The sequence below is a fragment of the Nonomuraea sp. NPDC059194 genome (genome assembly GCF_042754765.1).
Lineage (GTDB): Bacteria > Actinomycetota > Actinomycetes > Streptosporangiales > Streptosporangiaceae > Nonomuraea.
In genome coordinates, this window is the sequence record NZ_JBHZBH010000048.1 from 24790 (window position 1) to 42960 (window position 18171).

The window sequence follows — 18171 nt, forward strand, 5'->3', positions numbered from 1 at the left end:
TCAGCGGCCTACTTGGCGGTCAGGTCGGCCAGGTCGACGGTCCAGACCGGGTGGTACTCCAGCCCGGACACCGACGCGGCGGTCACGATGTTCTGGCTCGGCTGGATGAGCGGGATGAACGGCCCGCCCTCGTTCAGCTTCTGCTGGACCTCCGCGTAGGCCGCCTTGCGCGCCTCGTCGCCGATCGCGGTGGCCGCCTTGTCGCCCGCGGCGGAGATGTCCTTGGCCGCGCCGTCCTTCCAGCCGGCGCGCAGGCCGACCAGCTTGCCGGGCAGGAAGGCCAGGTAGTCGCTCGGGTCCGGGTAGTCGGGGCCCCAGTACCACAGGCCCAGCTCCTCCTTGCCGTTGCGGTAGTTGTCCAGCGCGGTCGTGACGGGCGCGGGCGCGAGGTCGACGGTGATCCCGACCTCCTTCAGGTTCGCCTGGAGGCGCTCGGCCAGCGGCTGGAACGACAGCCCGTTGACCGTCAGCTCGCTCGGGTACTCCAGCTTCACCGTCGGGTTCTTCACTCCGCTTGCCGCCAGCGCCGCCTTGGCGCCCTCGACGTCGCGCTTGGCCGCCTGGTCGGCGGGCAGCGCGCCGAGCAGCTGCGACGGGATGATGCCCGGCGCCTGCGTCGAGCCCTCGCCGGCCAGCTCCAGCAGCCCGGCGTAGTCGACGCCCTTGCGCAGCGCCTCGACGAACTTGGCGTTCGGCGTGGTCTTGCTGACCGCGGAGTCCTGGTTGGCCAGCAGGAAGATGACGTTCGCCGAGGCGGTCTTCTGCACCTGCAGCGTCGACGGCATGCCGGACACCTGGTCGCCGGACAGGTTGAGCGCCACCTGGCTGTCGCCGCGCTGGACGTTCAGCTTCTGCGTGGCGGCCTCGACGTTGCGGATGACGACCCGGTCGTAGGCGGGCTTGGCGCCGTAGTACTTGGGGTTGGCCTTGAGCACGACCTGGCTGGTCAGGTTGAACGACTCGATCGTGTACGGCCCCGAGCCCGCCGAGGCGGAGTTCAGGTACTGCTCGGCCTTGTCGCCGGCGTCCGTGGTCGCCCCGTGCTCCTTGGCGACCTTGCTGTTCAGTACGCCGAGGGCGGGGTTGGGCAGGATGTACGGCAGGGCCGGGTTGGGCGCCTTCGAGGTCAGCGTGATCGTCGAGGCGTCGGTCTTGGCCACCTCGACCCCGTCGAGCAGGAACGAGGGGGTGCCCTTCATGTCGCGCACCCTGGTCAGCGAGAACACCACGTCGTCGGCCGTCACGGGCGAGCCGTCGGCGAAGGTGGCGCCCTGCTTGAGCTTCAGCGTCAGGACCTTGCCGTCCTCGGACAGCTCGTAGGACTCGGCCAGCGCGGGCACCGGCTTGGTCACGTCGGCGCCGTCGAAGGTCAGCAGCGTCTCGTAGACGGCCTTGCCGACGAACAGGCCCGTCGGCTCGTAGGTGCGGCCGGGGTCGGCGGTCTTCAGGTCGAAGGACGTGTCGACGACGAGGGTCTTGGCGCCGGACTGCGGGGCGGCCGACGACTTGACGCCGCCCGCGGAGCAGGCGGCGAGCGCGAGAGCACCGACGACCAGCAGTGCTGCCGTCTGAGAGCGGGTCGCCATGGGGTGTCCTCCGAAGCTGGACGGTTGGTTCTGGTTGGTCGAGGATTGTGCGGCAAAATGTCCAGCTCATGTCATATGGGTGAGATAGACCTGAAGGGATTGGCCACACAATGACGGAAATGTCTGGCAATAGTGGAAGGCTTGGGGATCCGGCTGGACGGATCGGCATCGGGCTCGATCTCGACGCCACCCACATGAAGATCCTCGAGGTCCTGCGGGAGAACGGCAGGATCTCGGTCGCCGCGCTGGCCGAACGGGTGGGCATCTCGCGGGCCAACGCCTACACCCGCTTCGAGGCGCTGCGCGCCGACGGCGCCATCAAGCGCTTCACCGCCGAGATCGACCACGTGCGCGCTGGGCTCGGCATCACCGCGCTCGTCTTCGTGACCGTGCGGCAGCAGATGTGGAAGCAGTTCAGGGCCGAGCTGGCGCGGATGCCCGAGGTGGAGTACTGCGCGATCACCACCGGGCAGCACGACGCGATGATCCAGGTGCGGGTCTCCGACGTGGCGGAGGTGCACCGGCTGGTGACCGAGCGGATGGCCAACATTCCGGCGGTGAAGGCCACCGAGACCGTGTTCATCCTGGACGAGGTGCTCAGACGGCCCTACGTGCTGCCCACCGACCGTGACGCGGCGGGCCGGACGAGCAGGAGGGCCACGCCGGAGGCCGCGGAGGTGCCGCTGGGCAAGATGCGGTTCGTCGGCGCGGCCGAGGGTCGCGCCGCGCTCAGGAAGGACGGCTGACCTCTGTCGGTTCGGGAAGGCCGGGGACGCGTCCGTGGTTGGGCATGAACGTGAACGAGACGGATGTCGTGGTGATCGGGGCGGGGCAGGCGGGTCTGTCCAGCGCCTACTTCCTGGACCGGTTCGGCCTGGCCCCCGTGGTGCTCGACGCCGCCGACGGGCCGGGAGGGGCGTGGCGGCACCGCTCGCCGTCGCTGACCATGGACAAGGTCCACGGCATCTTCGACCTGCCGGGCCTGCACAGGGAGCAGTCCGCCGACGGCCGCGCGCCCGCCGCGCTGGTCGTGCCCGACTACTACGGCGCGTACGAGGAGGAGGTAGGGCTGGAGGTCGTGCGCCCCGTCCAGGTGCGCGCGGTGACGCGGGGCGACGACGACAGGCTCGTGGTCGACTCCGACGCCGGGCGGTGGGCGGCCAGGGCGGTCGTCAACGCCACCGGCACGTGGACGCGCCCCTACTGGCCCTACTACCCGGGAGGGTCGGGCTTCCTCGGCAGGCAGCTGCACTACGCCGCCTACCGGGGGCCGGACGGGTTCGCCGGACTGCGGGTGGTCGTGGTGGGCGGCGGCGCCTCGGCGATGCACGTGCTGTCCGAGCTGGGCGGGGTCGCGGCCGCCACGCTCTGGGTCACCCGCCGCCCGCCGGTCTGGCGCGACGACGACTTCGGTGAGGAGGCGTGCAGGGACGCCGTGGCCCAGGTCGAGGAGCGGGTACGGCAGGGCCTGCCACCGCAGAGCGTGGTCAGCGTCACGGGCCTCGGCTACACGCCCGTCGTGCTGGAGGCGTTGGAGAAGGGGACGCTGCACCGGCTGCCGATGTTCGCCAGGATCGAGCCTGACGGCGTCGCGTGGGCCGACGGCGGGTTCGAGGCGGCCGACGCGATCGTGTGGGCGACGGGCTTCCGCTCGGCGCTCGACCACCTGGCCCCGCTCCGCCTGCGCACACCGGGCGGAGGTATCAGGGTCGACGGCACCCAGGCGGTTGAGGAACCGCGCCTGCAGCTCGTCGGATACGGGCCGTCGGCCAGCACGGTCGGCGCCAACCGCGCCGGCCGTACCGCCGCCCTGAACGTCCGCAGGCTCCTGGCCGCCACCAGGGCGGCCGCCTGATCGGCCCGGCCCGCTCAGTGGTAGGCGTGCACCACCGCGTGGCCCTTGCCCTTGCCGATGAGCCACTTGTTGATCGGCGTCGTCACCAGGAAGGCCACCAGGAACGCCACGGCCAGCGCGCCCCAGAACAGGCCCGAGGACAGCCCCGCGTCCATCGCGCCGGGGATGATGAGCATGACGCCGTTGTCCACGATCTCCATGACCAGGATCGAGACCGTGTCGGCGGCCAGCGCCACCTTCAGCGCCTGGCTCCAGCTCAGTCCGGCCCTGCGCACGGGAAGCATGGTGAGCAGGTAGCCGAACACGAAGGCGAGCGCGACGGCCAGGGCGATCGTCGGCGCGTTCGACCAGCCGAGCGCGGTGCCGATGACCATGCCGAGCACCTCGCCGATGGCGCATCCGGTCAGGCAGTGCAGCGTCGCCGTGGCGGCCATGCCCCACGAAACGCCGCCACCGTGACCCTCGTGACCCTCGTGACCCTCGTGACCACCGTGACCCTCGTGTCCAGCGTGGTCACCGTGTCCAGCGTGGTGATCGTGATGCTGAGGGTGGTGTTCGTGGTGCCCGTGATGTCCATGCGTTTCCGACATTTCACGCTCTTTCGCTCAGGTGTCTGCTCGGGAACTTATACCCCCTATGGGTATATATCGAGCTTTGTGGAAGAGCGTACTACACGGCATAGTTCGACAACAGATCTAGCCATATAGTGGGATGTGGGGCTTACGTCCTGATATGCGGATGTCTGTCCGCGCCGAGACCGGTGAGTCGAGTGGCGCCGGGACTCCGCCGACGCCTCCACCCGGACCTCTCCCCGACGCCCCCGCTCTGGTGGTCCTGGAACGATCCCCGCAGGCCAGATGCCGGTTCCGGCGGGAGAGAGCAGTCCTGATGCCGGGGCCCCGATGTCGTACTTTTCAATCAATCCTCTACTATCGTCCATCGGATCGAACGGCGCTCTCCCCGGCGCCGTCCCCCCTCGGACAAAGGAGAAGCGTGGCGGTTGCGGCCCCCGGCGACCGGCGGCGCCCCCCGCTCCGCCTCCTGCTCGCGGCGGGCCTGGTGGTGACCATGCCCGTGACCCTGCCGCCCGCGCAGAGCCTCGCCAAGCCCAAGCCGACCGTCAAACAGCTCAAGAAAGAGCTGGCCGAGCTGCAGAAGAACTCCGACAAGCTGATCGCCGAGTACTACAGCAGCCGCGTCGAGCTGCAGAAGGTCGAGAAGGCGGAGAAGAAGGCCCGCGAGCGGCTGAAGGTCGCCCAGGCTGACTACGACAGGGAGTCGGCCCAGCTGCGCCTCATGGCCACCGAGCAGTACATGTCGGGCGGGCTCGGCATCGTCCCCGCCCTGCTCGGCGAGGTCGACATGGCGGGCATGGCCACGCTGCGCGCGATCAGCGAGGAGCAGGGCGCCCGCCTGGAGGGGTTCACGCAGGTACGCGACCAGCACCGCGAGGCCAAGACCGACGCGCAGGCGCGGGCCGACGAGCTGGGCGCGCGCATCAAGGAGCTCGGGGCGCAGAAGAAGGACGCCGAGAAGGTCATCGAGAAGATCAAGGACAGGATCGACCTGCTCTACCCGACGCCCGGCGTGCGCAGGCCCGACGGGTCGTGGGTGCCTCAGCTCCCTTCGGGTCCCGACAACATCACGCCCAGGATGCGGCTGGTCAAGAAGCTCATCGCGGAGCGGTTCGGCGTGCCGTACGGGATCGGGTGTTACCGGGCGATCCAGGACGGCGGAGAGCACCCGATGGGGCGCGCCTGCGACTTCATGCTGAGCCGCGGCGGCGCGATGCCCTCGGCCGCGGAGGTGAAAAGGGGTAACGAGATCTCCGCCTGGGTGGTCAAGAACGCCGGGCGGCTGGGCATCATGTACGTGATCTACCGCCAGCGGATCTGGCACGTCAGGACCGGCTCGTGGCGGGTGATGTCGAACAGGGGCGGCACCACGGCCAACCACTACGATCATCCGCACATTTCTGTCTATTGATACCCTTCTGTCCGTGATCGACATCGACAAGGCGCGGGCGGAGACTCCCGGCTGCGCGAACGTGGTCCACCTCAACAACGCCGGAGCGGCACTGCCCCCTCGGGTTGTGATCGACACCGTCAAGGATCACTTCGACCTCGAATGCACCATCGGCGGTTACGAGGCCAAGGACCGCGCGGCCGAGCGGGTCGAGGGCTTCTACGACTCCGTCGCCGCCCTGCTCGGCGCGCACCGCGACGAGATCGCCTACATCGAGAACGCCACCCGCGCCTGGGACATGGCCTTCTACGGCATCCCGTTCCAGCCGGGCGACAGGATCCTGACCACCACCAGCGAGTACGTCAGCAACGGCATCGCCTTCCTCCAGGTCGCCCGCTCGCGCGGCGTCGTCGTCGAGGTGATCCCCGACGACGCCGACGGCACCATCGACCTCGGCATCCTGGAGGCGGAGCTGGCCAAGGGCGGGGTCCGCCTGGTGGCCATCAACCACGTGCCCACCCACAACGGCCTGGTCAGCCCCGCCGCCGAGGTCGGCAGGCTGTGCAACGCCGCGGGCGTGCTCTACCTCCTCGACGCCTGCCAGTCCGTCGGCCAGATCGCCGTCGACGTCGCCGAGATCGGCTGCGACATGCTCTCGGCCACCGGCCGCAAATTCCTGCGCGGCCCGCGCGGCACGGGTTTCCTCTACGTACGGCGCAGCGTGCTGACCGAGATCGAACCGCCGTTCCTCGACCTGCACTCGGCCAAGTGGCGGACGCCGTCCAACTACGAGATCCGCGATGACGCGATCAGGTTCGAGACCTGGGAGCGCTACTTCGCGGGGCAGCTCGGCCTCGGCGCCGCCGTCGACTACGCGCTGTCGATCGGCCTCGACGCCATCGAGCCCAGGGTGTCGGAGCTGGCCGCCGGGCTGCGCGCGGCCCTGGAGGCCAAGCCGGGCGTGACCGTCCACGACCGCGGCCTCAAGCGCTCGGGCATCGTCACGTTCACCGTGGCGGGACAGGACAGCGACCAGGTGAAGCTGCGCCTGCGCGAGCAGGGCATCAACGTCAGCTCCACCGAGCCCGACCAGCGCTTCGACACCGTCTCACCCGCCTCGGCCGTGCGCGCCTCCGTGCACTACTACAACACCGAGGACGAGGTCGGCCGCCTGCTCGAGGCCCTGTGACGCCTGCCCTGTGACGCCTAGCCCTGTGACGTCTAACGTACCCGGCCGCGGGGCTTGAGCCGCGCGGTGGGCAGGGCGGGGGCGCGCAGCGGGTCGCCGTCGAAGCCGGTGACCTCGCCGAACAGCGCGCCCTGCGTCCACTCCTTGCGGAAGGCCTCGATCTCCTCGTGCGTGCGGCCGACGAAGTTCCACCACATCACGATCTGCTCCTCGAACGGCACGCCGCCGATCAGCAGGAGCCTGCCCTGCCCCGACACCCGCAGGCAGGAGCGGCCGAGACCGAGGTAGAGCAGCGGGCCCACGGGCAGCGCCTCCCCGTCGACGGTCAGCGAGCCGTCCAGTGTCAGCACGGCGTGCTCGAAATCCGGCCGGATCGGCAGCTCGGCCTCGCCGTCGACCGACACCTCCACGCCGACCAGCGGCGTGTAGGCGGTCGCCGGTGACCTCGCGCCGCCGAACGAGCCCATGACGACCGTGGACTCGTGACCAGGGCCGCGCACCACCGGCAGGTCGCCGTGGTGCTCGAAGCGCGGCGCCACCTGGCGCGACTCCTCGGGCAGCGCCACCCACAACTGCACGCCGTGCAGTTCCGTCTCCGGCGATTCCTCGGCGTGGGAGATGCCGCGCCCTGCCGTCATCAGGTTGAGCTCGCCGGGCCGTACCAGCTGGTGGCTGCCGAGGCTGTCACGGTGGAGCACCTCGCCCGCCACGAGCCAGGTGACGGTCTGCAGACCCGTGTGCGGGTGCGGCGGCACGCGCATCCGTGCCGTCTCGGGGCCGTAATGGTCGACGAAGCACCACGCGCCCACCATCCGCCGCCCGACCGCGGGAAGAGTGCGGGTCACCGTCATCGCGCGCGGACCGCCGAGCGCGACCTCGTGCCCCTTCACCAGCTCGCGGACGGGCGCGCCCGCCGCGCACACCGTCTCCCGCGGGTTCGGCTCCACGTTGCTCACGCTATGACTGTACGGCTTGCCACCAGGCGTCCACCGCCTGGGCGGAGGCGGTCTCGACGAGCTCGCCCGGCCGCGGCACGACGATCTTCACATCGCGGGCCTTCGCCTCGCGCCACAGCCGCTCGACCGGCTCTGCCCACGGGTGCAGCGCCAGCGTGAACGTCGCCCAGTGCACCGGCAGCAGCAGCGATCCGCCCAGGTTGACGTGGGCGTTCACCGCCTCCTCCGGGTTCATGTGGATGTCGGGCCACGAGGGGCTGTAGGCGCCGATCGGCATCAGCGTCAGGTCGAACGGGCCGTGATCCGCGCCGATCTTGGCGTACCCCTCGAAGTAGCCGGAGTCGCCCGCGTAGAAGACCTTCCGCTGGGCGCCGGCGACCACCCAGGAGCCCCACAACGTGTCGTTGCGGGTCAGCGAGCGGCCGGAGAAGTGGCGAGCCGCCGTCGAGACGAACCGCAGGCCCGCGACGCTCGCCTCCTCCTCCCAGTCGAGCTCGATGATCCGGTACAGCGGCACGCCCCAGCGCTCCAGGTGTGCCCCGATGCCCAGTGGCACCAGGAAGGGCGCCTTGGAGATGCGGGTGAGCCTGCGCACCGTCGACAGGTCGAGGTGGTCGTAGTGGTCGTGCGAGATGACGATCGCGTCGACCTTCGGCACCTGCTCGATGGCGACAGGGAGGGGATGGTGCCGCAGCGGCCCGACGAACGGCGTCGGGGACACCCGCCGGCTCCACACCGGGTCGAACAGCACCCGCCTGCCCTCGATCTCCACGAGGGTGGAGGCGTGGCCGTACCAGACGACGTTCAGCCCGGTGGGCGACGGGTCGCTCGCGGGAGGGGTGCGCACCGGGATCGGGCCCGCGGGCCTGCGCGACTCGCGGTCCTTCATCAGCTCGCGCAGCAGCGCAGGGGAGGGCGCGCCCACCCTGGTCGGCTCGGGCATGGGGTTGAAGAAGGCGCCGTCCCCGAACTGCGGGGAGCGGCGGATCCTGCTCGCCCGCTCCTCGCCCGAGGTCAACGGACGGACGCCCAGCTCCGCGGGCACGTCGCGCAGGGCCCAGCCGGCCGCGGCCAGCGCCGCCCCACCCGCGATCAGTCGCCGTACCGTCCGTTTCGCCGCCATCGCTCACACTCCCAAGTCGGTCCCTCCCGACAACCGCGTCCGGAGGCTCACGTGTTCCCGCCTAGCACGATATATCGCGATATGTTCCCCTGCGCCCGCATCCTGAGGCCACTCTCAGCCATTCCCGCATGCGGGCACCGCCTCCCCTCGATCTCAGACCGTCTTGATCGCGCCGCCGTCGATGACGAAGTCGGCGCCGGTCACGCTGGCCGCCAGCGGCGAGGCCAGGTAGGTCACCAGCGCGGCGACCTCCGCGGGCTCGACCAGGCGGCCCGTGGTCATCCCCGTCGCCCCGGGCAGCCCGGCCAGCAGCTGCTCCAGCGACAGGCCCATCGAGGCCGCCAGCGCCGCGCCGTACCCCTCGGGGTCCTCCCACAGCGCGGTGCGCACGGGGCCGGGGGAGACGGTGTTGAGCCGCACGCCCTGCGGCCCGAACTCCTCGGCCACGGCCTTGCCGAACGCGGTGAGCGCCGCCTTCGCCGTGGTGTAGGTGACGGGTCCCGCGTGCGGCATGCGGGCGCCGTTGGAGGAGATGTTCACCACGGCCCCGCCCCGTCGCAGCAGGCTCGGCATGGCGGCGCGGGTGGTCCGCACGGCGGCCAGGAAGTTCAGCGAATGGACGGCCAGCCAGTCGGCGTCGTCGAAGCCCAGGAACCCGCTCACCTGGCCCCCGCCGTCACCGCCGCCGACATTGTTGACCAGCACGTCGATCTCGCCCACCTCCTCGAGCGCGCGGGCGATGAGCTCGACGGGTCCTTCGGCGGTCGACAGGTCCACCGCGATCGGAATGGCGCCGCTCTCCCGCAGGGCGGGCGGCACGGTGCGCGCCGCAGCGACGACGTTCACCCCCTCCTCGGCGAGCGCCGAGACGATCGCGAGCCCGATACCCCTGCTCGCGCCTGTGACGACGGCGGTCCTGCCCTTGAGTCCCAGATCCATGACGCACGTTCCTCTCGTTATCTGCATCAGAAGCGATGCGGTCAACGTAGAATATGCAACATCAATGATGCAAGTCAGGCGCTAGCGGCAACGATCGTGTAGTGTCTCGCCCATGGGAAGGGCACTGCGCTCCGATGCGGAACGCACCGTCATGACGATCCTCGAAGCGGCCGAGCGGGTCCTGTCGAGGAACCCGGCGGCGAGCATGGAGCAGATCGCGGAGGCGGCGGGGGTCGCCCGCACGACCGTCCACCGGCGCTTCTCCTCCAGAGACGCGCTGGTCGAGGCCATGACCGCGTGGGCCGCCCGGCGCTTCGCCGAGGCCGTCGCGGCCGCCAACCCCGACAGCACCCCGCCGTTGGTCGCGCTCTACCAGGTGACCGCCAACGTCCTGCGCGTGAAGATCGACTGGGGCTTCGCGATGAGCCGTACCCAGGACGCCGACCCCGAGGTCGCCCGCATCCACGCCGAGGTGACCGAATCCTGCCGCAGGCTGCTGTCGAGAGCCGCCTCGACGGGGCTGATCAGGCCGGAGGTCGACCTCGAATGGGCCCGCCGCGTCTACTACGCGCTGATCCACGAGTCGGCCGCCGAAGCCGACGGCGACCCCGACGCGATGGCCACCCGCCTGGTCGACACCCTGCTGCGCGGCATCGGCGCCGACCGCGGCCTGTAGGCGCCGGTCGTGGACGCCGGCCGCCCCGGCCCCTGGCCGACGGCGAGGTGCTGGACCTGGGCGGCGCCGCGGAGGCGGGGCGGCGCTGCGCGACCTCGCCGGCAGGCTCGCCCTCGGGCAGATCCACTCGGGAGCCGGCGGCGCCGGGGAGATGCTGGCGACGGCCAACTCGCCAGGTGTGGTCATTCCCGAGCAACGAGCGGATGATCAACCGAGTTCCTCGACCCTCCGGAGCGCTGCTCTACCGGCGGTGAGCGCCAGGCAGGCGTACCTGCGGGCCACCGCCTACTACGGGACGGCCCTGGCGACCATCGACGGCACCGAAGGAGCTCGTGCCGTTCACCGCCGACGAGGGCGCCGACGGCCACTGCGAACCCATGGCGCGCAGCCTGGTCGACCAGCGGATCTTCGACTGGTTCGACGAGCGGCTGGCGAGCCCGGCCGGCTGACCACGGGCTCCGGGCGATAAACGATGGCACGGCGGCCGGGGCCGGTGACAGACTCCGGCGCATGACCGTAACCCGGGTTGACCTTCTCCTTCGGCAGCTCGACATCGCATGGGCGCTGTTCGAGTACCACCTCAAGGACATCGACGACGCGCTGTGCCTGTGGGAACCGGCGCCCCGCTGCTGGACCGTCCGCCCGGACGGCCAGGGCCGTTGGGTGGCCGATTGGGAGGTGCCGGAACCCGATCCCGTGCCGGCCGTGTCGATCGGGTGGGTGACGTGGCACATCGGTTTCTGGTGGACGACCACGCTCGGGCACTGCTTCGGCGACGGAGCGCCCCCGCGTGAGGAGATCACCTGGCCGGGCTCGGCCGCGGCGGCTGCCGAGTGGCTGCGCGGGCTGAAGGACGACTGGCAGGCCCGGCTGCGGCAGCTCACCGACGCCGACCTCGACTCCGCCGACAGGACCGCCGGGTTGTGGGGGCAGGACCAGACGCTGGCCGACGTGGCGGGCTGGGTCACCGTCGAGCTGACCAAGAACGTCTCCGAGATCGGCCTGCTGCGCATCCTTCACGGTGCGACGACGCGTGATCCGAGCTGACGGCTCGCCGTTCAGCGCACCCCGAGCAGGCGCGGTCCCGCCGTTCAGGGAACCCCGAGCAGGCGCAGCCCTGCGGTGACGCCCGCGGCGGCCAGGACGATCACCAGGAACGGGACCTTCCGCCAGGCCAGCACCCCGGCGACCGCCACCCCCGCCACCCTGGCGACGCCCGCGGGACCGTGACCCTCGGTCAGCGTCGTCGTGGCCACCAGTGCGGCCAGCAGGACGACGGCGGCCGACTCCATCAGCCGCTCGGCCCTGGGCGGGAAGCTGACCCGGTCCCGCAGCAGCGGACCGGCCAGGCGGAAGGCGAACGTGCCCGCGGCGAGCACCAGGGCGGCGGCCACCAGCGCGATGGGGCTGTTCATCGGCGTGCCTCCTGCCGGGTGGCGATGAGGGCGAGCCCGGCCAGCGAGAGCAGCACCGGCAGGCCCGCGGGCAGGAAGGGCGTGGTGACCAGGGCGATCACGGCTCCGGCCAGAGCGGCGTGGCGCTTGTCCCTGTCGCGGAGCGCGGGCAGGATCAGCGCCAGCAGGATGGCGGGGAACATCGCGTCGAGCCCGAGCGCGCCGGTGTCCTCGATGACGGTGCCCGCCAGGCCACCGGCCAGGGCGCCGAGCGGCCAGCAGATCAGGATGCCGACACCGCACGCCCAGTAGGCGGCGCGTTTGCGGTCGTCGCCGTCCTGGGCGATGGCGAAGACGACCGTCTCGTCGTTCATCAGGTGGGTGCCGAGCAGCCGCCGTCTGCCGTACCCGAGCACGTCGGGCAGGGCCAGCCCGAACGGCACGTGCCGGGCGTTGACCGCCAGCCCCGCCAGCACCGCCGCGATGGGGCTGCCGCCCGCGGCGATGATCCCGATGAACAGGAACTCCGAGGAGGCGGCCAGGACGAGCACCCCGAGGAGCACCGGCAGCCACAGCGGGAACCCCGACGAGACAGCGGTCGCGCCGTATGACAGGCCGATCACGCCGACGGCCAGGCACACCAGCGCGATGTCCCGCAGTGGACCGCGACCGAGTGTTCGTAGAATCGAACGCATGTAGTGCAGAATGAACGGCTTTGTCCGTGTTCGTCAAATCGAACAGATGGATGCTACGGTGAACGCATGGAGCGGGACGTGCCCATGAAGACCATCGCCGCGGCGCTGCGCAGGGAGCGCGGTGCGGCAGGCCTGTCGCTCACCGAGGTGGCCCGGCGCGCCGGCATCGCCAAATCGACGCTCTCCCAGCTCGAATCGGGCCAGGGCAACCCCAGCATCGAGACCCTGTGGGCGCTATCAACGGCGTTGAACGTGCCCTTCTCCCAGCTCATCGACCCGCCGAAGCCCCGCGTGCAGGTGGTCAGGTCAGACGAGGGCGTGGCGGTCGCCTCGGCGCAGGCCGACTACCGAGTCGTGCTGCTGGCCGCCGGCCAGTCGGGCACGCGCCGCGACATCTACCGCCTTCAGGTCGAGCCCGGCGACGTGCGCGCCTCCGACCCGCACATGCCCGGCGTGACGGAGCACGTCATCCTGGCCACCGGCCGGGCCCTGGTGGGCATCGCGGGCGAACCGGTGGAGCTTCGCCCAGGCGACTACATCGCCTACCCGGGCGACCTGCCGCACGTCTTCGAGGCGCTGGAGCCGTCGACCCAGGCGGTCCTGGTCTCCGAACACACCTGACGGGGCCCCTTCTCGCCGGAACCCGTCCAGGCGGACAATGAGGGGGTGAGCAGGCGTGTCCGCGCCGCGGTCCTGGTCGAAGGCATCGTGCAGGGGGTCGGATTCCGGCCCTTCGTGTACGGGCTCGCCACCGGGCTCGGCCTCGACGGGCTGGTCGGCAACGACGAGCGCGGCGTGTTCATCGAGGTGGAGGGCGCCGACGACGGCGTCGAGGAGTTCCTGGCGACGCTGCGGACGAGCCCGCCCCCGCTGGCGCGCGTCGAGCGGATCAGCGCGGGCCGCATCCCCACAACGGGCGAGGCGGGGTTCGTCATCGCCGACAGCGCCACGGGCGGGCGCAGGAGCGCGTTCGTCTCGCCCGACGTGGCCACCTGCGCCGACTGCCTGCGCGAGATGGGGGACCCGGCCGATCGGCGATCCGGCTACGCCTTCACCAACTGCACGAACTGCGGGCCCCGGTTCACGATCGTCCGCGGCGTGCCGTACGACAGGCCGAACACCACGATGGCCGCCTTCGCCATGTGCGCCGACTGCGCGCGGGAGTACCACGATCCGGCCGACCGCCGCTTCCACGCCCAGCCGGTGTGCTGCCCAGCCTGCGGGCCCCGGCTGCGGCTGCTCGACCGGAACGGCGAGGAGATCGCGGGCGACCCCCTGGAGGGCGCGACGCGCCTGCTGGGCGACGGCGGCATCGTGGCGGTCAAGGGGCTGGGCGGCTACCACCTGGCCGCGCTCGCCGCCAGCACACCGGCTGTCACGGAGCTGCGCGAACGCAAGCACCGGGAGGAGCGGCCGTTCGCCGTCATGGTGCCCGACCTGGCCGCCGCCCGCCGGTTGTGCGAGGTGGACGAGGCCGAGGAGCACCTGCTCACCTCGCGGGCCCGCCCGATCGTGCTGCTGCGCAGGCGCCCCGGCGCCATCGTCGCGCCGCCGGTGGCGCCGGGCAACCGATGGCTCGGCCTGATGCTGCCCTACACCCCGCTGCACCACCTGCTGCTCCGCAGGCTCGCCACCCCGATCGTGCTGACCAGCGGCAACGTCTCCGACGAGCCGATCGTGTACGTCGACGAGGACGCCATCCCCCGCCTGGGCGGCATCGCCGACGCCTTCCTCACCCACGACCGGCCCATCCACACGCGCACCGACGACTCCGTGCTCCGCCTCTTCCGCGGCCAGGCGCTGCCGATCCGCCGCTCCAGGGGCTACGTCCCCCATCCGCTGGCCCTGGCCTGGCCGTGCCCCAGGACCGTCCTCGGCTGCGGCGCCGAGCTGAAGCACACCTTCTGCCTGGCCAGGGACGGCCACGCCTTCGTCTCCCACCACATCGGCGACCTGGAGAACTACGAGACGCTGCGCTCCTTCACCGAGGGCGTCGAGCACTTCAGACGGCTGTTCGACCTGACGCCCGAGGTGGTCGCGCACGACCTGCACCCTGAATACCTGTCCACCAAGTACGCGCTCGCCCAGGACGGCGTCACCCTCGTCGGCGTGCAGCACCACCACGCCCACCTCGCCTCGTGCCTGGCCGACAACGGCGTCGAGGGGCCAGTGATCGGCGTCGCCTTCGACGGGCTCGGCTACGGCGAGGACGCGACGCTGTGGGGCGGCGAGTTCATGGTCGCGGACCTGAGCGACTTCCGCAGGGCGGGCCATCTGGCGACGGCGCCCATGCCGGGCGGCGTCGCGGCCATCAAGGAGCCATGGCGCATGGCCGCCGCCCACCTGGAGGCGGCCTACGACGGTGACGTGCCCGCCGACCTCGATGTCGTACGGCGCAACGCCGCACGCTGGGAGGCCGTCGTCGCCCTGGCCCGCAGCGGTGTCAGCGCGCCGCTCACCTCCAGCATGGGCAGGCTGTTCGACGCGGTCGCGGCGATCGTCGGCGTCCGCGACGCGATCACCTACGAGGGCCAGGCGGCGATCGAGCTCGAACAGCGCTCCGACCTGGAGGAGCGGGGCGCCTACACCTGCCGTCTGGTCGGGGAGGACCCGTTCCTCGTGCCCGCCGCCGAGCTGATCCGCGCGGTCGTCGAGGACCTGCGGGCAGGCACGGACCCGGCGCTGATCGCCGCCCGGTTCCACAACGCGGTCGCGCGCGTCGTCGCCGACGGCTGTGCCCGCGTGCGGGAGGTCACCGGGCTGACCACGGTGGCGGTGTCGGGCGGGGTGTTCCAGAACGTCCTGCTCCTCGGCCGGGCCGTGGACCTGCTGGAGGAGCGCGGGTTCCGCGTGCTGACCCACCACCGGGTGCCGCCGAACGACGGCGGGATCAGCCTCGGACAGGCGGCCGTCGCCGCCGCCCGCGACAGACTCTCCCGCGCCAGCCTCGGCTGACCCGAGCTGGGGTGAATCTGGTCAGCCGCCCTGGTCGCCAGGCGGAAGGGTCGGGCTCTCCTCGTCCTCGGCTTCCTGCGCCCCGACACCCGTGGAGTCCTCGGCGGTCGACGTGCCGTAAGGGCGCTGCGACTCGCCCTTGACGCCCGCGGTCTCCCGCCCGGCCTCCTGCTCCTGCTGGGCGATCTCCTCGCCCTTCCTGGCCGTGCTCTCGCCCACGCCGTGCGGTGAGCGCGCCTCGGTGTCGGTGGCGGAAACGCCCGAACGTTCCTCCTCGGACGGCTCCCGTCCCGGGCCCGGCGCCCCGGCCGCCTCGGGAGTGAACGCGCGGTCGCCCGCCTGGACGGCCTCCTCGCTCCCTTGTCCGACGTCGGGGGAGTAGCCGTGCTGCTCCTCCGGTTCGCGGGATTCGGTCATGGTCGGCACCTCCGTCAAAGGCTCAGCAGATGCGGGGGAGTGGGTCGCCGACCAGCAGATCGACGATGCGGGTACCGCCGAAGGTGGTCTTCAGCAGCACAAGTCCGGGCGGATCATCCTTGATCCGGCCGATGAGCGCGGCGCCCTCGCCGAGCGGGTGCCCGCGCAGGGCGGCCAGTGCGGTGTCGGCCGCCGCGCCGTCCACGACCACGACCATGCGGCCCTCGCAGGCGACGTAGAGGGGGTCGATGCCGAGCAGTTCGCACGCGCCGCGCACGCCCGGCCGTACCGGAATGGCGTCCTCGTCGACGACCACGGCCACGCCCGAGGCACGCGCGATCTCGTTGAGAATCGTCGCCACCCCGCCCCGGGTGGCATCACGCAGGCAGCGCACCGCGCCTGTGCCAGCGCCCGCGTCCGTGCCCGCGTCCGTGCCTGCGTCCGTGCCCGCGCCCGTGTCTGTGTCCGTGCCGGTGCAGGCGTCAAGCAGCGCGGCGGTCAGGCCGTTCAGCGGGGCGGTGTCGGAGGTCAGGTCGGCCTCGATGTCCAGCTCGCCCCTGGCGAGCATGATGGTGACCCCGTGCTCGCCGATCGGCCCCGACACCAGCACCGCGTCGCCGGGACGGGCGCGGGCCACCCCGAGGTTGGTCGCCCGCCCCAGCAGCCCGACGCCCGCGGTGTTGACGTAGCAGCCGTCGGCCTTGCCCCGCTGCACGACCTTGGTGTCGCCCGTGACGATCAGCACGCCTGCCGCGGCGGCCGCGGCGGCCATCGAGGCGGTGATACGCCGCAGATCCTCGACGGGGAAGCCCTCTTCCAGGACGAACCCCGCCGACAGGTACAGCGGGCGGGCCCCGCACACCGACAGGTCGTTGACCGTGCCGTTCACGGCGAGGTCGCCGATGTCGCCCCCGGGAAAGAACAGCGGTGAGACCACGTAGGAGTCGGTGGTGAAGGCGAGCCGCGTCGAGCCGATCTCCAGCACCGCCCCGTCCTCGAGCGGTTCGAGCAGCGGGTTGCGGAAGGTGTCCAGGAAGACGGCCTCCACCAGGGTCTGCGTCGCCTTGCCGCCCGAGCCGTGGGCCATGGTGATGTGCTCCTCCTTCACCCTGGCCTTGCGGCGGCGCGCCCGGTCGATCCGTTCGAGCACCTGCTCCTCGCGGCTGGGCCCCTCGGCGTCGGCCGCGTGCTCGCGCACCGCCGCCTCGGCCCAGTCGGCGGTCCCTCCGATGCTGGTGCCGCCGAGATCCGTCCCGCCGAGGCCGGTCCTGTCGGTGCCGGTCCCTTCGATACGCGTCACCGTGTCGCCTCCCTCACCCGTTCGCGGGAGAAGCGGCCGAAGTTGTAGTAGGCCGCGCACGCCCCTTCGGAGGAGACCATGCAGGTGCCGATCGGCGTCTCCGGCGTGCAGGCCGTACCGAACACCTTGCACTCCCACGGTTTGAGCACGCCCTTGAGCACCTCGCCGCACTGGCAGGCTTTCGGGTCGGCCACCCGGCTGCCGGGGATCTCGAAGATCTGCTCGGCGTCGAAGGCGGCGTATTTCTCCCGCACCTTCAGCGCGGAGTGCGAGATGAAGCCGAGACCGCGCCACTCGAAGTACGGCCGCAGCTCCATCACCTCGCCGATGACCCTGAGCGCCTTGAGGTTGCCGGCCCACGGCACGACCCGAGCGTACTGGTTCTCCACCTGCGAGCGCCCCTCGGCGAGCTGCACCAGCAGCATGTAGATCGACTGGAGGATGTCCAGCGGCTCGAAGCCCGCCACGACGAGCGGCTTGCCGTAGTCGCGGGCGATGAACTCGTACGGCCGGCAGCCGATGATCGTCGAGACGTGTCCAGGCCCGATGAAGCCGTCCAGGCGCAGGTCGGGGGAGTCCAGGATCGCCTTGATGGCGGGGATGATCGTCACGTGGTTGCAGAAGACCGAGAAGTTGTCCAGGCCCTCGGCCGCCGCCCGCAGCACCGTCATCGCGGTGGACGGCGCCGTGGTCTCGAAGCCGATCGCCATGAAGACCACGTGCTTGTCCGGGTTCTGCCTGGCCACCTTGAGCGCGTCCAGCGGCGAGTAGACCATCCGGATCGCGGCGCCCTGCGCCATGGAGTCGAAGAACGAGCCGCGCCCGCCGGGCACCCGCATCATGTCCCCGAAGGAGGTCATGATGACGCCGGGCTGCTCGGCGATGTGGATGGCGTCGTCCACGCGGCCCATCGGGATGACGCAGACCGGGCAGCCTGGGCCGTGCACCAGCGTGATGGTCTCCGGCAGATAGTCTTCGAGGCCGTGCTTGTAGATGGTGTGGGTGTGGCCGCCGCACACCTCCATGAACTTGTACGCCCTGCCCGGCTCGCACAGGCTCGCGATCTTCGCGGAGAGGGCACGGGCCTTCTCGGCGTCGCGATACTCGTCGACGAAGCGCAT

General features: G+C 71.2%; 18 protein-coding genes. 8 read left to right on the forward strand and 10 right to left on the reverse strand.

The annotated features are described in order from the left end of the window. Positions 1–8: 8 nt before the first annotated feature. Positions 9–1586 (reverse strand): ABC transporter substrate-binding protein, encoded by a 1578-nt coding sequence (locus ACFXJ8_RS37880; RefSeq protein WP_379649408.1) that lies wholly within the window; start codon positions 1584–1586, stop codon positions 9–11. 119 nt (positions 1587–1705) lie between these two features. Here ACFXJ8_RS37880 and ACFXJ8_RS37885 point away from each other — a divergent pair, with 119 nt between their 5' ends. Both ACFXJ8_RS37885 and ACFXJ8_RS37890 read left to right on the forward strand, forming a co-directional pair. After that, entirely contained in the window at positions 1706–2332 is a 627-nt protein-coding gene (locus ACFXJ8_RS37885; RefSeq protein ID WP_379649409.1) for an Lrp/AsnC family transcriptional regulator, read from the forward strand. Positions 2333–2376: 44 nt separating this feature from the next. Further along, positions 2377–3441 carry an NAD(P)-binding domain-containing protein gene (locus tag ACFXJ8_RS37890; RefSeq protein ID WP_379649411.1) on the forward strand — a complete coding sequence of 355 codons (1065 nt, stop codon included), beginning with the start codon at positions 2377–2379 and terminating at the stop codon, positions 3439–3441. A 14-nt stretch (positions 3442–3455) separates the two neighbouring features. Here ACFXJ8_RS37890 and ACFXJ8_RS37895 read toward each other — a convergent pair whose 3' ends face one another. Further along, the gene (locus ACFXJ8_RS37895) at positions 3456–3875 is read right to left on the reverse strand and encodes a DUF4396 domain-containing protein (protein ID WP_379649413.1); all 420 of its coding nucleotides are present in this window, start codon (positions 3873–3875) and stop codon (positions 3456–3458) included. A 559-nt stretch (positions 3876–4434) separates the two neighbouring features. Here ACFXJ8_RS37895 and ACFXJ8_RS37900 point away from each other — a divergent pair. Continuing rightward, positions 4435–5427 carry a coiled-coil domain-containing protein gene (locus tag ACFXJ8_RS37900; protein WP_379649415.1) on the forward strand — a complete coding sequence of 331 codons (993 nt, stop codon included), beginning with the start codon at positions 4435–4437 and terminating at the stop codon, positions 5425–5427. Positions 5428–5440: 13 nt separating this feature from the next. Continuing rightward, a complete protein-coding gene (locus ACFXJ8_RS37905) occupies positions 5441–6595 on the forward strand; it encodes an aminotransferase class V-fold PLP-dependent enzyme (protein WP_379649417.1) in 1155 nt (384 codons plus the stop codon). 32 nt (positions 6596–6627) lie between these two features. Here ACFXJ8_RS37905 and ACFXJ8_RS37910 read toward each other — a convergent pair whose 3' ends face one another. From ACFXJ8_RS37910 to ACFXJ8_RS37920, 3 genes are all read right to left on the reverse strand, one after another. Further along, positions 6628–7551, reverse strand: a complete 924-nt coding sequence (locus ACFXJ8_RS37910) for a pirin family protein (protein ID WP_379649419.1) — start codon at positions 7549–7551, stop codon at positions 6628–6630. A 1-nt stretch (position 7552) separates the two neighbouring features. Next, the gene (locus tag ACFXJ8_RS37915; RefSeq protein WP_379649421.1) at positions 7553–8674 is read right to left on the reverse strand and encodes an MBL fold metallo-hydrolase; all 1122 of its coding nucleotides are present in this window, start codon (positions 8672–8674) and stop codon (positions 7553–7555) included. Positions 8675–8827: 153 nt separating this feature from the next. Further along, a complete protein-coding gene (locus ACFXJ8_RS37920; RefSeq protein ID WP_379649422.1) occupies positions 8828–9613 on the reverse strand; it encodes an SDR family oxidoreductase in 786 nt (261 codons plus the stop codon). Between the two features lie 112 nt (positions 9614–9725). Between ACFXJ8_RS37920 and ACFXJ8_RS37925 the strand changes: the two genes are divergently transcribed. Then, on the forward strand, positions 9726–10289 hold the full coding sequence (locus ACFXJ8_RS37925) for a TetR/AcrR family transcriptional regulator (RefSeq protein ID WP_379649424.1): 564 nt from the start codon (positions 9726–9728) through the stop codon (positions 10287–10289). Positions 10290–10799: 510 nt separating this feature from the next. Next, entirely contained in the window at positions 10800–11336 is a 537-nt protein-coding gene (locus ACFXJ8_RS37930; RefSeq protein WP_379649425.1) for a DinB family protein, read from the forward strand. A gap of 44 nt (positions 11337–11380) precedes the next feature. On the opposite strand, the gene ACFXJ8_RS37935 is transcribed toward ACFXJ8_RS37930, so the two are convergent. Both ACFXJ8_RS37935 and ACFXJ8_RS37940 read right to left on the reverse strand, forming a co-directional pair. Further along, positions 11381–11704, reverse strand: coding sequence for an AzlD domain-containing protein (locus ACFXJ8_RS37935; protein ID WP_379649427.1), 324 nt, complete (start codon positions 11702–11704; stop codon positions 11381–11383). Next, positions 11701–12378 (reverse strand): AzlC family ABC transporter permease, encoded by a 678-nt coding sequence (locus ACFXJ8_RS37940; protein ID WP_379649429.1) that lies wholly within the window; start codon positions 12376–12378, stop codon positions 11701–11703. The genes ACFXJ8_RS37935 and ACFXJ8_RS37940 overlap by 4 nt, the downstream gene beginning before the upstream one ends. Positions 12379–12444: 66 nt before the next feature. On the opposite strand from ACFXJ8_RS37940, the gene ACFXJ8_RS37945 reads away from it, so the two are divergent. Both ACFXJ8_RS37945 and hypF read left to right on the forward strand, forming a co-directional pair. Continuing rightward, positions 12445–12999 carry a helix-turn-helix domain-containing protein gene (locus ACFXJ8_RS37945; RefSeq protein WP_379649431.1) on the forward strand — a complete coding sequence of 185 codons (555 nt, stop codon included), beginning with the start codon at positions 12445–12447 and terminating at the stop codon, positions 12997–12999. A 45-nt stretch (positions 13000–13044) separates the two neighbouring features. Then, positions 13045–15333, forward strand: coding sequence for a carbamoyltransferase HypF (hypF, locus tag ACFXJ8_RS37950; protein WP_379649432.1), 2289 nt, complete (start codon positions 13045–13047; stop codon positions 15331–15333). 21 nt (positions 15334–15354) lie between these two features. On the opposite strand, the gene ACFXJ8_RS37955 is transcribed toward hypF, so the two are convergent. The 3 genes from ACFXJ8_RS37955 to hypD are packed head-to-tail and all read right to left on the reverse strand — an operon-like array spanning position 15355 to position 18171. After that, positions 15355–15750: a hypothetical protein gene (locus ACFXJ8_RS37955; protein WP_379649433.1), complete on the reverse strand. Its 396-nt coding sequence runs from the start codon at positions 15748–15750 to the stop codon at positions 15355–15357. A gap of 22 nt (positions 15751–15772) precedes the next feature. Further along, positions 15773–17050 carry a hydrogenase expression/formation protein HypE gene (hypE, locus tag ACFXJ8_RS37960; protein WP_379649435.1) on the reverse strand — a complete coding sequence of 426 codons (1278 nt, stop codon included), beginning with the start codon at positions 17048–17050 and terminating at the stop codon, positions 15773–15775. After that, positions 17047–18171: a hydrogenase formation protein HypD gene (gene hypD, locus ACFXJ8_RS37965; protein WP_379649436.1), complete on the reverse strand. Its 1125-nt coding sequence runs from the start codon at positions 18169–18171 to the stop codon at positions 17047–17049. The genes hypE and hypD overlap by 4 nt, the downstream gene beginning before the upstream one ends.

Coding starts and splice junctions, on each gene's coding strand:
- ACFXJ8_RS37880 (WP_379649408.1), bottom strand. CDS start 1,586: ATGGCGACCCGCTCTCAGACGGCAGCACTGCTGGTCGTCGGTGCTCTC.
- ACFXJ8_RS37885 (WP_379649409.1), top strand. CDS start 1,706: ATGTCTGGCAATAGTGGAAGGCTTGGGGATCCGGCTGGACGGATCGGC.
- ACFXJ8_RS37890 (WP_379649411.1), top strand. CDS start 2,377: ATGAACGTGAACGAGACGGATGTCGTGGTGATCGGGGCGGGGCAGGCG.
- ACFXJ8_RS37895 (WP_379649413.1), bottom strand. CDS start 3,875: ATGGCCGCCACGGCGACGCTGCACTGCCTGACCGGATGCGCCATCGGC.
- ACFXJ8_RS37915 (WP_379649421.1), bottom strand. CDS start 8,674: ATGGCGGCGAAACGGACGGTACGGCGACTGATCGCGGGTGGGGCGGCG.
- ACFXJ8_RS37920 (WP_379649422.1), bottom strand. CDS start 9,613: ATGGATCTGGGACTCAAGGGCAGGACCGCCGTCGTCACAGGCGCGAGC.
- ACFXJ8_RS37925 (WP_379649424.1), top strand. CDS start 9,726: ATGGGAAGGGCACTGCGCTCCGATGCGGAACGCACCGTCATGACGATC.
- ACFXJ8_RS37930 (WP_379649425.1), top strand. CDS start 10,800: ATGACCGTAACCCGGGTTGACCTTCTCCTTCGGCAGCTCGACATCGCA.
- ACFXJ8_RS37935 (WP_379649427.1), bottom strand. CDS start 11,704: ATGAACAGCCCCATCGCGCTGGTGGCCGCCGCCCTGGTGCTCGCCGCG.
- ACFXJ8_RS37940 (WP_379649429.1), bottom strand. CDS start 12,378: ATGCGTTCGATTCTACGAACACTCGGTCGCGGTCCACTGCGGGACATC.
- ACFXJ8_RS37945 (WP_379649431.1), top strand. CDS start 12,445: ATGGAGCGGGACGTGCCCATGAAGACCATCGCCGCGGCGCTGCGCAGG.
- ACFXJ8_RS37955 (WP_379649433.1), bottom strand. CDS start 15,750: ATGACCGAATCCCGCGAACCGGAGGAGCAGCACGGCTACTCCCCCGAC.
- hypD (WP_379649436.1), bottom strand. CDS start 18,171: ATGCGCTTCGTCGACGAGTATCGCGACGCCGAGAAGGCCCGTGCCCTC.